General features: G+C 48.2%; 12 protein-coding genes. 7 read left to right on the top strand and 5 right to left on the bottom strand.

Going from position 1 to position 13,877, the window contains the following annotated elements:
• Window positions 1-9: 9 nt before the first annotated feature.
• From LVQ77_RS00840 to LVQ77_RS00850, 3 genes are read left to right on the top strand one after another with little or no spacing between them, the layout of a single operon-like run.
• Window positions 10-1,155, top strand: a complete 1,146-nt coding sequence (locus LVQ77_RS00840; RefSeq protein ID WP_232903414.1) for a transglutaminase-like domain-containing protein — start codon at window positions 10-12, stop codon at window positions 1,153-1,155.
• Window positions 1,127-1,489, top strand: a complete 363-nt coding sequence (locus LVQ77_RS00845) for a mercuric transporter MerT family protein (protein WP_134182255.1) — start codon at window positions 1,127-1,129, stop codon at window positions 1,487-1,489. Before LVQ77_RS00840 ends, LVQ77_RS00845 begins: the two co-directional genes overlap by 29 nt.
• Window positions 1,486-1,770, top strand: coding sequence for a heavy-metal-associated domain-containing protein (locus LVQ77_RS00850; protein WP_151995752.1), 285 nt, complete (start codon window positions 1,486-1,488; stop codon window positions 1,768-1,770). The genes LVQ77_RS00845 and LVQ77_RS00850 overlap by 4 nt, the downstream gene beginning before the upstream one ends.
• Window positions 1,771-1,845: 75 nt before the next feature.
• On the opposite strand, the gene LVQ77_RS00855 is transcribed toward LVQ77_RS00850, so the two are convergent.
• Complete coding sequence (locus LVQ77_RS00855; RefSeq protein WP_232903415.1) at window positions 1,846-3,054, bottom strand: MFS transporter; 1,209 nt, start codon at window positions 3,052-3,054, stop codon at window positions 1,846-1,848.
• Between the two features lie 94 nt (window positions 3,055-3,148).
• Between LVQ77_RS00855 and LVQ77_RS00860 the strand changes: the two genes are divergently transcribed.
• On the top strand, window positions 3,149-4,084 hold the full coding sequence (locus LVQ77_RS00860) for a LysR family transcriptional regulator (protein WP_232903416.1): 936 nt from the start codon (window positions 3,149-3,151) through the stop codon (window positions 4,082-4,084).
• Window positions 4,085-4,109: 25 nt separating this feature from the next.
• Here LVQ77_RS00860 and LVQ77_RS00865 read toward each other — a convergent pair whose 3' ends face one another.
• The 4 genes from LVQ77_RS00865 to LVQ77_RS00880 are packed head-to-tail and all read right to left on the bottom strand — an operon-like array spanning window position 4,110 to window position 8,732.
• The gene (locus LVQ77_RS00865) at window positions 4,110-5,081 is read right to left on the bottom strand and encodes a Csu type fimbrial protein (RefSeq protein WP_232903417.1); all 972 of its coding nucleotides are present in this window, start codon (window positions 5,079-5,081) and stop codon (window positions 4,110-4,112) included.
• Window positions 5,082-5,122: 41 nt separating this feature from the next.
• Window positions 5,123-7,444 (bottom strand): fimbria/pilus outer membrane usher protein, encoded by a 2,322-nt coding sequence (locus tag LVQ77_RS00870; RefSeq protein ID WP_370644902.1) that lies wholly within the window; start codon window positions 7,442-7,444, stop codon window positions 5,123-5,125.
• Window positions 7,445-7,460: 16 nt separating this feature from the next.
• Complete coding sequence (locus LVQ77_RS00875) at window positions 7,461-8,180, bottom strand: fimbrial biogenesis chaperone (protein ID WP_370644903.1); 720 nt, start codon at window positions 8,178-8,180, stop codon at window positions 7,461-7,463.
• 21 nt (window positions 8,181-8,201) lie between these two features.
• Window positions 8,202-8,732 (bottom strand): Csu type fimbrial protein, encoded by a 531-nt coding sequence (locus tag LVQ77_RS00880; RefSeq protein WP_370644904.1) that lies wholly within the window; start codon window positions 8,730-8,732, stop codon window positions 8,202-8,204.
• A 675-nt stretch (window positions 8,733-9,407) separates the two neighbouring features.
• On the opposite strand from LVQ77_RS00880, the gene LVQ77_RS00885 reads away from it, so the two are divergent.
• From LVQ77_RS00885 to tssC, 3 genes are all read left to right on the top strand, one after another.
• Window positions 9,408-11,372 (top strand): PhoX family protein, encoded by a 1,965-nt coding sequence (locus tag LVQ77_RS00885; protein ID WP_232903418.1) that lies wholly within the window; start codon window positions 9,408-9,410, stop codon window positions 11,370-11,372.
• A 425-nt stretch (window positions 11,373-11,797) separates the two neighbouring features.
• Window positions 11,798-12,292: a type VI secretion system contractile sheath small subunit gene (tssB, locus tag LVQ77_RS00890; protein WP_232903419.1), complete on the top strand. Its 495-nt coding sequence runs from the start codon at window positions 11,798-11,800 to the stop codon at window positions 12,290-12,292.
• A gap of 31 nt (window positions 12,293-12,323) precedes the next feature.
• Window positions 12,324-13,874, top strand: a complete 1,551-nt coding sequence (gene tssC / locus LVQ77_RS00895; protein ID WP_232863518.1) for a type VI secretion system contractile sheath large subunit — start codon at window positions 12,324-12,326, stop codon at window positions 13,872-13,874.
• Window positions 13,875-13,877 lie beyond the last annotated feature (3 nt).

Here is a 13,877-nt window from a genome sequence, read left to right on the forward strand (position 1 = left end):
TATATCTCAATGGAAAGGCGAAACTTTCTGAAAAGCGTTGCAGCACTATCAACTATTGGTTTGGTTCGTCCGGCATTTTCAGGAACCAAACGTGTTGATGACCCGGCAATCGCATCTTCTGATACCTCCCGCCGTTTTGTGGTCACACAAACGTATAGTCTCAAAGCGCCGGCAGGCTCCCAGGGCAAAGTTAATTTGTGGATACCTGTACCAGAAGACACTTCATTTCAGACCTTGCTCGACCTTTCCTTCAACGGTAACTACCAGAAAGCCAGCCTGACGGCTAATAACCGTTATGGTGCCAGAATGCTTTTTGTTACCTGGCCAGATTCTGAAGGCGCGCTGGATATTCGCGTTGATATGACGGTCGAAACCCGTGATTGGGAAGTGCTAAAAGACAATAAACTGGCCGACTGGTTGCTACCTGAGCAAGACGCAGTCATCCCGGACGAAATTAAACCTTTCTTGCTGGCTACTCCCCATATTCCTGTCGACGGTATCGTTAAAGAGACAGCGCTGAAAATTGTCGCTGGCGAAAAGGCACCGATAAAACAGGCTCGTTTGATTCACGACTGGGTTAGCACGCATATGCATCGCGATGATGCTGTGATTGGTTGCGGTACGGGTGATGTGGGCGAAATACTTAAAGCGGGCAAGCTTGGTGGTAAATGCACCGACATTAATTCCGTCTTTGTCGCATTGTGTCGTGCGGTAGGTATTCCTGCGCGCGAAATGTTCGGTATTCGTCTTGGTGCCAGCCGCAAGCTTAGCGAGTATTCGAAGAAAGCTTTCGGTAGCGCTGATGAGCAGGGTATTGCAAAAATAAACGGGGGCCAGCATTGCCGCGCGATGTTCTGGCTGGCGGGCTTTGGCTGGATCCCGGCCGACCCGGCAGATGTCACCAAGATGCGTCTGACCGAGAAGAAAGAGAATGGTGACCCGGCTGTAAAAGCGGTTAGCGATTATCTCTTTGGCAATTGGGAAATGAACTGGGTGGGCTTTAATCACGCACGTGATTTCGCGCTTTATCCAGCAGCAGAACAAGGTGATGTCAACAACCTGGGTTACCCGTATGCCGAAGTAGATGGCGATCCTTTAAACTTCTACGATCCGGCAGCATTTAGCTATGACTACGTCAGCACCGAACAGCATTAAGGGTAATTTAGTCACGTTGCTGGCGGCATTAATTGCCGCTGGCGCTTCAACACTGTGCTGCATTGGGCCGTTGTTGTATCTGTTGTTTGGTATTTCAGCAGCAGGACTCACAGGGATCCCGACGCTACCCTGGTTACAAATTCCCATGGTAATCGTCTCCCTGGGATTGATGGTTCGCGGATTCTGGCGGCTCTATTTGTCCCCTAAACCAATATGCACAAGTGTTGTCAGCCGTCGCGTGCTGGTCTTGTTGTATTGGTTATCAGTACCATTGGTACTGTTCCTGACCACTTATCCGTATGTCTTACCCTGGATTTGGGAAAGTATGGAATGAAGCGATTTTTATGCCTGGGGCTGCTTTTGTTGACGCCTCTGAGTTGGGCGGCCAATAAAATGGTCACGATAGATATAGGGCAGATGAACTGCCCGCTGTGTGTTATTTCGATAAATCAGGCTTTGCGCAGTACCGATGGGGTTATCAAAGCAAAGGCGTCATTAAAAACGCATCAGGCACAAGTCATTGTTCCGGAGAATTTTGATAACCAACAACTGCTATCGGCCATTGCTAAGACAGGATTTACCGGCCAAATTCACGCGGTGGATGAGGCGCAATAATTCCTGTTACCGCGACGATTGTGATTGCTGGAATCTCATTGGCGAATCACCACCTCCCGTGGAGGTGGTGATTGTTTATCTGGTGGAGCGCCCCATTAACCGGATAAGCAACCCACACAGCGCTGCAAACGTTGCCAGCCCAACCATCCCCGTCCAGCCGAATGTTTCCAGAGCTTTACTACCCAGCGTTGCACCTACTGCCATGCCGACAAACACGACGGTAAACATAATGGCGTTCAGGCGACTACGGGCAGCCGGATTTAACGCGTAGATAATGGTCTGGTGTGCCACCAGTGAGGCTTGAATACCCAGGTCAAACCCGACCGCACTAATGGCGATAATAGCCAGTTGCACAGGGACGGGAACAAACGGCATCACAAACATCAGGGCAAAGGAGATAACAACTAATGCAGCTGCAATTTTCGTGACGAAATCAGGGCCACGACGGTCAGAGAGTGATCCTGCCAGCGGTGCGGCGAGCGCGCCTGCGGCACCGGCGAGTCCAAGAGTACCGGCTACCGCGGAGCCCATATGGAAGCGCTCTGCCAGCATAATCGCAAGCGTTGACCAAAAAGCGCTGAATGCAATCGACAACACCCCTTGTGCCAGAGCGGCACGACGCAAAGCCGGATACTCCATCCACAGTTGGCCTAATGAGCGCAGTAGCGCGGGATAACGGAGTGTGGTTTGTGGCTTGAAAGAGGGTAGTACGTACCAGAGTGTCAGTGTGACGACCCAGACACCTACCGCTGCAATAGTATAAACACTACGCCAGCCCCAAAGTTGTGCCACGATGCCGCTAAATACACGTGAAAGCAGAATGCCCGCCAGAAGCCCTGTCATCACCATTCCCACGGTTTTACCCCGATTGCTGTCAGAGGCCAGTGTGGCGGCGGCAGGGATAATATCTTGCGCTACGGTCGCAACCAGCCCAATCGCCAGACTGCTGAGCAATAGCACATGCCAGGAAGAGGAGAATCCGCACAGCAGTAACGTCAACGAAAGCAGGGTGCCTTTAATCAGAATGATACGACGGCGGTCAAAGCGATCCCCCAGTGGGGCGAGCAATAAAATGCCGAGCGCATAACCAATTTGCGTCAGTGTGGGTACCAGACCGACATCACCGACACGGGCATGGAACGTGCTGCCGATAATCCCCAGCATTGGCTGGCTATAATAAATTGAGGCAACACTAAGACCCGCGCCAAGGGCGAGAAGAAAAACAATTTTTCCAGACAGCATGGTGTCGGATGTTGATGTGGTCATTGTGGAAAGCTGGCTCATGGCTCGCTCCTGTGGGTTAATGTGCGGCCATTCTTGTCATTTTTTGCTTTCGGTTGTAGCCCCCGCAGGGGTAAAACTGTTATACACTTAACGTATGAATAAAAACTTTAATCCTGCTGGCGACCGTATAGCCATTTTGCAAACCTTTGTGCGAATCGTTGAGAGCGGCAGCCTTTCAGCCGCAGCCGCACAAATGGATACTACCCAGCCAACAATAAGCCGACGCTTACAAAGCCTTGAACAAATGCTTGGCGTTAAGTTAATCCAGCGTACGACCCACACCATGAAGCTGACTGATGATGGCGAACGTTGCTATCAACATGCGCGCAGGTTGATTGAAAACTGGCACCTTCTGGAAGATGAAGTCAGTGGTGCCAGGGATGAACCTGCCGGGGTGCTGCGCGTGCGTGCGCCACACGCATTCGGGCAGGATCAGCTGATTGGGCCGCTTGGCGATTACCTGACGCGCTATCCGCAAATCAATATTGAGTGGATTCTCAACGATCGTTCGCCGGATTTTATCCCTGAAGGGATTGATTGCGCGATTCATGTTGGGGCAATCACCGATCCTTCAGTGGTTGCCATCTTACTGGCGGAAGTACCGCGTATCGTGGTGGCTGCTCCTTCACTGCTTGCAAGCCATGGGCCGGTCAATGAAGCCACGGACTTGGTGACACTCCCCTGGGTGGCACTGAGTAGTTTTTATCGCAACGAAGTGACGTTAAACGAGGTAACCAGCGGTGACCCTTTCCGCTTCGATATTACGCCAAGACTGAGCACTGATAGCCTGTATGCGGTGCGTAAGGCTGCTTTAAACGGATTGGGTGTAGGGATGGTTTCATCATGGGTTGTGAAAGAGGATTTGGCGGAAGGCACGTTGCAGCATGTTCTCCCTAATTGGCAGGCTGCACCTTTACCCATCTATCTGCTCTATCCTTACGCGAGTTACTACCCGGCCCGTCTGCGCAAATTTATTGAGCTAATGAAAGAGGTGATGCCTGGTCTAACCGGCACCCGCTCTGCGCGTTAATCAGGTCGTGAGCCATTTCCCTTTTTCAGTACGTCACATTAATGGTAACGGTATCGGCGTAATTATCCGGGGCGTAGTTTGCATTGGGTACGGTTGCGTAAACGGTATATGCAGTGGTCGATCCGGTACCGGTGCCATTGACACTGTTTGCTGTAATACTTCCCCATGGAGTCCCGGCCTGGCCCGACGTTGAACGCAGTTGATAAGGGACTAAATCGGTATTGCTCCCGCTCCCGCTAGTTTTCATTTGCCCACTTCCTGTGGTACTGCCGTTCGATGGACTCAGCCCTATCGAATAAGGGGTGTTATTCGAGCAGGCGACACCAAGAGTATTACTCGATGCGATATTGGATTGATTCATTGTTACCGGGCCAATACTTATATTATTGACGAAGCTAATGTTGCATTGCTTAGTCACGACAGCAGTCACGTTAAACGGGAAACTCGGGCCGGTTCCATTGCCGCAGTCAGCTGGGGGGAGGGCCAGGCCTGTATTCGTGGTAACACTTGCGGTGGCTGAATTAAAAACATCTAAATAGCTACCGGGAGCGGCGGTGATTTGGGGTGTCGTAAGCTTTGCGTAAACCGTCAGACTACCTGTTACTGGCGTGAGATTGAGGAGCGTTATTTGGGCCATAGGAGGAGGGGTTCCAGCCTGGTTCTGATTTCCCCAAACGACAGTATGAGATTGGTTTTGATAGAGTTGATAGTTTAATGTGCTGGCTGGTGGGCCAGCAAAAGACATGCCGTGAGGGTTAGTCTGGCCATTACTCGACGCGCCAATATTAAAGCAAAGAGTGATCGCGCTAAGCACATCTGTAAGGACTTTGCTGCACGAATAGCTGAACGTCATCGACGTTTCAGCACCTGTGCTGGACAGTGGATTTACATTCCCAAAATTAATGGGCTGCACGCCACTTATTGAGCAACTCAGCGCGTGGCTAACACCAGGACACAAACTTAAGGCGGCAAAGAAAAATAACGCTCTTAAACGCATACAGGTTTCCTTTCTCTAAAGAAGTCCAATTCATCTCGTCCTTAGCGACAAACAAATGGGCCAAGTTGCGCAATGCTGGCAGCCTTCTGCGGGTAATCGAACTGCACTGAGCAAGTGCCTTTGGTGGCCATCACTTTTAATCTGTTATGCAGTTCCAGCGTATCGAAATAAACCAGCCCATCAAAACCCACGATGGTTTGCTGGCTTTGCTTAGCATTCAGCTCGACCTGTGTCCCTTCCTCAATCGGTTTTCCTTGTGCATCAACCACGATTATTTGCGCGGCGCGAACCGGTGTAATACCAAATTTGACTAGCGAGCCAGAACGGTCGGCAGGCGTTGCGTAAGCATTAACCTGGTCGATACGCGTGTTGGCGGGTAGGTTCATTGGGTCGATGCTTAACAGATTATTTTCATAGCTTTTAATTGGTGTGACTAACAGCAAGCCCTGGCTGTTGCTGGTGCCGATGAGATTGTTTTGCAGTTTGATGGGTAAATCAGGAATACCGTCGGTGGAGACAACGGCAAAGCCATCATCAATTGTGCGCGCGGCAAACAAACCGCCACCCATCATCACCAGGGAACCGCTACCCCCAGCATAGGCATACTGTGTATCGGAGGTGCGGTTAAAACCGCTATAAACTTTGCCATAGCGACCCAGGTAACCCAATTCTCCCTGGCCGTTTTGTCGGGACGATTGTTGGCTTGCTGCCAGGTTCCAGCCCCAACCCCCATCTGAAGGCTGGGTACGGCTGGCATTAACCATATAACCGGTTTCCTCATTCGTGCGTTGTACTGTGCTGCTGGCGGTAAGGTTATTACTAAGGATAAATGTGGCAGTCAGGTACAGGTTCCGATCCCGGCTGTCGTCTACGTTTTGATTCACGCCAGCAGTGAGGTAGATATTATTTGCTACCGCGGCATACCAGTTTGCACCCGCGTAACGTACTGACGTTTCATGTGGGTAGCGATATTGCAGGTAGCTCAGACTGACATTGCCATATGAGGGCATGTTGTACCCAACGACAACATTGCTATTAAGTGATGGTGGTGCTGAACCATAGCGGCTGGCGATATCACGGTAATCACCTGCGGTGGCAATCGTCGAGGTGCTGAAGTTAAAGTTGCCGCCAATCCAGCGATAACCCAGGCTGTACAATATTCCGTTGTCTCCCGCGTCTGTGCTCATCGCCAGAGACGTTGATAGGGTGCCAACACGACCGCCAGGTATCCAGTCCATACTGAATCCAGAATTGAGCAGCTGTTTGCTTACCTCAGAATGAACGCCACCTGTAAAACTGTTACTGATACCCCGCCGCCAGGTTCCACTAAACGAAGGTGTGCTGGCGTAATCAAATGAAGTGATCCCGTAATTTTCGCGTACCACACCCAGTTCAGCTGACCATTGTGTCAGGCCTTCGCGTAATAGCTGCTGATCCTGGTAAAAGGAAAAGCTCTGTGTCGTCGTTCGTCCCAACGCATCAGTCATATTCACCTGTGCGTAGCCCGCACCGCTGATATTTGGCTGGGTGTTGATTTCAAAATTACCCGCAGGGACTTCGCCGTTATAATATTTCATGCCATTTATAAATAATTCCACATTTGAAGGCACCGTTGCCGAACCTAAAAAAGAGGGTAGCGGTGTGGTCGGCATATTAGGTTGCAGGTTGAAATCAGTGCCAATTTGAATACCCGCGATGCGTGTCGGGCGCGACCAGGTAAGACTGCTGGTGAGTGTGTCACCGAGGGTTAAGCTAAGGAGGTTGTCAGGAAACGATGACCGCCACTGCGTATCAAGACGACTGAAATTGTTATCGGCCGTAACTCCATCAGTTTGCGTGGAGTATTGAGTTAATTGAGTCGAGCTCAGCACGCCTGCAGAATTAAATGCGCGTAATTCAGTAAAGCTGCTGACGTTACTTCCATCGCCTTGCGCTGCGTAAACATCATAATTGAGTAACATCCCCCGTGATGTGGAGACGACGGGCGGAGGAATATCAACTTGATTGATTTTAGTGGTATTTAAATTCAAGGTGTTAAGAGGGGCTGTCAATTTTAGTGTTTGCAATGAAACATCATAATCAAATTGTAATTGGCTTAGACTATCAAGACGAATCGATTGAGCCGACTCATCAGGTAATTTAAACCCTATTTTTTGTAATATTTCTTTGTCGCTATATAATTTATCTGCAAGCTCACTAAAATGTTCGATGCCAATATGGTTTCCATTCAGGGTGACATCAAGATACAAGTCTATTGCATTGGAATGATCGTTATCATTACTCATCACTTGTGTGATGGGATTATTATCATTGGCCGAGGTAATTCCTGGCGTTAACATTCCACCGAGCAGAAGAACTATCATTATTCTAATGATTACCTTAAAGTTCCTGCACCTTTTTTTGTCCATTTATAGTAACTTCTAATTTGCTTCCGGGGGCAGTATCCGAGGCAGGGAAAGGCAATTTCCAGCGCATGGTAGCGCCTGGAAGAACGTATCCCAATAGCCCTTGTGTTATCTCTTTTCTTCTACCTTGCGTGTTGATATATGAAGCACCAGACAACTGAGCATGGCTATTCCCCTGATTGCTCACTTCAAGAAATGCTTCACCACCAATACGTTGGATTCCCCACTGCAATTTTGCTGAATGATCGCTGGTACCCTTCGGTTGAATAAAAACGGGAACTGAATAATGCAAAACGAACTGAATTTTATTTTTTTGTAGTTCGGCTGGAGGTAGTTCATTGATTGACAGCCTATAAGCTTCTTCCACGTTATTTGAGGCGGGCCCCATGTGAATCACTCGAATTAACTGTTTCTCTCCGGGTGCCAGTTTGAGCATTGGCGGGCTAATAACCAGATTCTGAGAAGAGTTGAGCTGGTCTTCATAACTTTGCTGATTCCAGCTATAAACGCGAACTTGCGCATTTATGGTCTCTTCACCCTGGTTCATTAACCAGATGCCATCAGCATTTTGTATATTTTGAAGGGTCAGTGTCACAGGCGAAACTTGTAGACCGCTTGCCACTGTATTTTGTGGAAAGATTGCCGCCAATAACAGGCACATCATCCCAACAGCCGTTCGCGTCTGTGGCTTCATTTTTATAAATAACCCTTTGTATTAATAATTTACGTTAACGGTTACGGTGTCCGCATAGCTATCAGGTGCAAAGTTGGCGCTGGCGGCGACGGCATAAACCGTATAGGTTTGCGCCACTCCTGAACCAGTTCCTCCAACACCGTTACCTACTGCTGTGGTGGTGGCAGTATTACCCCAGACGGGACCTGTGCCTGATGTTTGATGTAACTGATAAGGGACTTTATCGCTGTTTGTTCCACTGTTAGCGACTGATGACATAGACCCAGCACCTGTTGTATTGCCTCCATTAGCTGTGGATGGTGCAAGGCCGATGAAATAAGGAGTGGTTCTTGAGCACTGGACAGTAAAGGAGCTATTCCCGGTTGTGTTAGTTGCAGTACTACCGACAGAGCCCAGATTAATATTTGCGCCCGCGTCTGTGGTTACAACGCACGAAGCAGTAATAGTAATTTGTACCTGAAATGTGTTGGTTGCCACGACGGCATTTGCAGATGGAACAAAAGCAAAAAACATGAAAGGAAAAAATATGCGCATTTTAATGATTGATTTCATATCTTTGCACCTATTCAGATACCTGCGGTTTGTCAATAATGCATACGGATGAATGTTGTATGTCTATTAAAACCATAGAATGAGGTGCATTTTTATGCCAATTTCAGGATGTATTAAGTTTTTTAATATGATCAGATGCGCACTTTAAGTTTTATTAGGCGAGTTTGATAATTGCATCCAGGAAAGTCTGCTATAAGTCATTTCGGGCTGAAATGCAGGATATAAAAACTGGCAAAATTAGAATAATTTCAGTTGTAAACAATCACAAAAGTAAAGGAGATATGGTGTCTTAACATTCTAATTAAGAAAGATATTCTCTATTTAGATAACGTAATAGCTCAAGGTTGGGATTATTGAAAAGGGGGAGTGCGTGAGGTATTTATGGTGGCAGGCTTTTCACATTGTTGAAGCTAATATATGTTGATGCATCCGAAACTATTCAGTCGTGAAAAAACGAAATAAAGCTAAAACTTCGGCCCAGACATTAAATTCCGCTATTAAAAATAACCAAACCTTAGTCGAAAAACATTAAGCCTGTTACAGGGTGGTGAAGTTAATACTGGATGTTTGTTCATAAGTAATCAAACAGCCAGGGCCTTCTCATGCTGTTATAAATGTGTAACAAAACCTTCTTACACTGCTCACTTCTGATAACAATATCGAAAGGAAGCCATGATGAGCAGACCTCTTAAGCCGTTATTTAAACAGGAACACAACGACGAAATCACTAACCGCAGCGCTAACCCCGTTTTTTCCGATGTTGCCAGTGCGTATTTGAGCCGCCGCCGATTCCTGCAAATGGGGGCAGTCGCGGGCGCCGCAGTAGCCTTCCCGACGTTATTAAAATCCCATGCTGCATGGGCGGTAGAGACGGCTCTGGCACGTCCTTCTTCCCTTGGTTTTACCAGTATTGAAGTTTCAACGGATGATACCGTGCGGGTGCCGGAAGGCTACATCGCGCGACCATTTTATCGCTGGGGAGACGCCGTAGGTTTAAAGGGTAACCTGCCGGAATTTAAAACCGACGGCAGTAACACTACTGATGAACAGGCCGCTCAGGCGGGAATGCACCATGATGGTATGGCATGGTTTAGTTTGCCGCAGGGAGGAACCGATCCCAATCACGGTTTGCTGGCGATGAACCACGAATATATCGACAACGGTTTGCTGTTTAAAGACGGTGTGGCGAACTGGAATCTGGATAAAGTGCGCAAGGGCCAAAATGCGATGGGCATTTCGGTTATTGAAGTGAAAAAAGAGGGCGATAACTGGAGCGTGGTTCGTCCATCTGAGTTTGCGCGTCGTATTACTGTGAACACACCGATGACCCTCACAGGGCCTGCCAAAAATCATGCATTAATGCAAACTGCGGACGATCCGCAGGGTGAACGAGTGCTTGGTACTATGCAAAATTGTGCCAACGGCCATACACCATGGGGTACTTACCTGACTTGCGAAGAAAACTGGTCGGATATTTTCGTTAAAAAAGCTGCGCCAAATGCCCTTGAAAAGCGCTATGGCATTAGCGACAGCGATGAATCTTACCGCTGGAACGAAGTCGATCCACGCTTTAGCGTGGATGCAACGCCTAATGAGCCTAACCGTTTCGGCTGGGTGGTAGAAATCGACCCTTATAATCCGTCATCGACTCCGCGTAAACATACGGCATTAGGGCGCTTCAAGCATGAAGGCGCTGCGATTACCCTGGCGGCGGATAACCGTGTAGTTGCTTACATGGGTGATGATCAGAAATTCGAATACATCTATAAGTTCATTTCTACAAATCAATATGATGCCAGCCTGCGAGATGCTGCCATGGACCTGCTCTCCGAAGGCACGCTGTATGTGGCGAAATTCAATGACGATGGTAGTGGCACCTGGCTGCCGCTGGTATACGGACAATCGGGTCTTGATGAAACTAAAGGATTTACCAGTCAGGGGGAGTTGCTGATTAAAACGCGTCTCGCTGCTGATGCCGTTGGTGCCACAAAAATGGACCGCCCTGAGTGGATTGCGGTCGACTCGCACGCAACGGGCAGTGTCTATTGCACCTTGACCAACAATAGTGACCGAGGCAAGGAGGGCAAAGCACCCGTCGATGCCGCCAACCCGCGCGCTAATAATGTCTACGGCCACATCATGCACTGGACGGAAGAGAACGGTGACCCTGCATCAACCGCCTTCAAGTGGGATATCCTGGTGCTAGGCGGCAAGCCGGATAGTGCAGATGAGAAAACCAAAGGCTCAATGAAAGGGGCGGAGTTTGGCAGTGCAGATGGGTTATCGTTCGACCATCGCGGTGTGTTGTGGATTCAGACCGATGTCTCCTCCAGCACTATCAACAAAAAAGCCTATGAGGGAATGGGCAACAACCAGATGCTCGCCACTGTTCCTGGTACCAACGAATATCGTCGTTTCCTGACTGGTCCGCGAGGCTGTGAGATAACTGGCATCGCCTTTACCCCAGATAACCGCACGCTATTTATTAATATTCAACACCCCGGTGAACCAGGTGACGATATCAGCGATCCGGCAAATCCTACAGCCGTCTCCACCTGGCCTGACGGTGATAAAAACAGTCGCCCACGATCTTCCACTGTGGTTATTGTTAAAGCTGATGGCGGGGTGATTGGTAGCTAATTAACAGCTTTACAGGTCAGCGGAACAGGGATGTTTTGCTCAGAGCCTGAAGAAAAGGTGAGGGGATAACGGCAGTCTGACATTAAGTACGTTAATCCCATGTTCCTGTTACAGGAGAATCACCTCTTAAATAATTAAAGAGTAGCACTCGCACTGTAGTAAAAATATCAACCACTAAAGTATTCATCATGAAAATGGTGACGCTTCTATATATTACTTTATAAAATGCATTGTGCTTTTATTATGCAGTCATAATTCTGAAAAAGTACTTTATAAGGAATTATTATTCACCCCCTCCGTTGTTAATGCTATTTTACTCAGAATATTGCCTTGTCTTGAATTTCCTTCTTATTTTAACGTTTGGATTGCTGAGCGCGTTTTTTGTCGCCGGTGATTTTCCATGGATGCCATAAAAGGAGTTAATTGTGTCAAGTTCTTTTCAGAATGAAGTACCTAAAGCACGCGTAAATATAAAATTAGATTTGCACACAGGGGGAGCACAAAAGAAAGTTGAATTACCTCTTAAATTAGTTGTTATGGGTGATTACAGCAACGGGCAGGAGAGTCGCCCACTGTCTGAACGTGAAAAGATAAATATCAATAAAAATAACTTCAATAGCGTGCTTTCGGAATTTTCCCCGACTGTAAATATTACTGTTGAGAATACTCTTACTGGTGATGGGTCAGAAGAAAGCGTCAAGCTTTCTTTCAGTGAGATGAAAGATTTTGAGCCGGAACAGGTTGCTCGGCAGATCCCGCAATTAAAAGCCATGCTGGCTATGCGTAATTTATTACGCGACCTTAAATCTAATTTATTGGATAACGTTACTTTCCGAAAAGAGCTTGAAAATATCCTGAAAGACCCATCGCTGAGCAATGAACTGCGCGATGAACTTAATGCCCTCGCACCGAAAGCGTAACCCTCCCGAATTAACGGATTAACACGAGATAATGCTGATGTCAGTTAATAATGAAAATACTTCATCCGGTACCCAGACCACTGTACTGGAGCGCTCTGAAGCTGGTGGTGTTTACGCTTCTTTGTTTGAAAAAATAAACCTCAACCCGGTTTCCGGTCTGTCTGATATTAATGTCTGGCAGGACAATCAAGCGCTGGCTGATGCCACTGCTGATGAACGTGTAACCGCGGCCGTGCAGGTGCTGTTACAGCGTCTGAAAAACTCCGGTCAGAGCGTTGAAAAACTCGATAAAACTCTGCTGGATTACCATATTGCTGAGCTGGATTACCAGATTAGCCGCCAGCTTGATGCAGTAATGCATCACGACGATTTCCAGAAAGTCGAATCCGCATGGCGTGGCCTCAAGCACCTGGTTGACCGTACTGATTTTCGTCAGAATGTGAAAATCGAAGTGTTGGACGTTTCCAAAGATGATCTGCGTGAGGATTTCGAAGACTCCCCGGAAATCATCCAGAGTGGCTTGTACGCGCACACCTATATCGCTGAATACGACACCCCAGGTGGTGAGCCAATTGGTTCAGTGATTTCAAACTACGAATTCGACGCAAGCCCACAAGACGTGGCGCTGATGCGCAACATCTCTAAAGTGTCTGCTGCGGCACATATGCCGTTTATCGCTTCTGTTGGCCCGAAATTCTTCCTGAAAGATTCCATGGAAGAAGTGGCTGCGATTAAAGACATCGGCAACTACTTTGACCGTGCTGAATACATCAAGTGGAAATCTTTCCGCGAGTCTGATGATTCCCGTTACCTCGGTCTGGTGATGCCACGTGTACTTGGCCGTCTGCCATATGGCCCGGACACGGTGCCAGTCCGCAGCTTCAACTATGTTGAAGAAGTGAAAGGCCCGGATCACGACAAATACCTGTGGACCAACGCATCATTCGCATTTGCTGCCAATATGGTGAAAAGCTTCATCAAAAACGGCTGGTGCGTGCAGATCCGTGGCCCGCAAGCGGGTGGTGCAGTGACTGACCTGCCAATTCACTTATATGACCTCGGCACCGGCAATCAGGTTAAAATTCCGAGTGAAGTGATGATTCCCGAAACCCGTGAATTTGAGTTCGCCAACCTGGGCTTTATCCCGTTGTCGTACTATAAAAACCGCGATTACTCATGCTTCTTCTCTGCGAACTCTGCGCAGAAACCTGCCTTGTATGACACAGCCGATGCGACAGCTAACAGCCGCATCAACGCACGCCTGCCATATATCTTCCTGCTGTCACGTATTGCTCACTACCTGAAGCTTATTCAGCGTGAAAACATTGGTACTACTAAAGACCGCCGTTTGCTTGAACTGGAGCTGAATACCTGGGTACGTGGTCTGGTCACTGAAATGACCGATCCAGGTGACGACCTGCAGGCTTCTCACCCGTTGCGTGATGCGAAAGTGACCGTGGAGGATATTGAAGATAACCCAGGCTTCTTCCGCGTGAAACTGTACGCCGTACCGCACTTCCAGGTTGAAGGAATGGACGTGAATTTATCCCTTGTTTCGCAGATGCCTAAAGCGAAAGCGTAATCA

Origin of the sequence: Buttiauxella cochleicola (genome assembly GCF_021282435.1) — a bacterium.
Classification (GTDB): domain Bacteria; phylum Pseudomonadota; class Gammaproteobacteria; order Enterobacterales; family Enterobacteriaceae; genus Buttiauxella; species Buttiauxella massiliensis.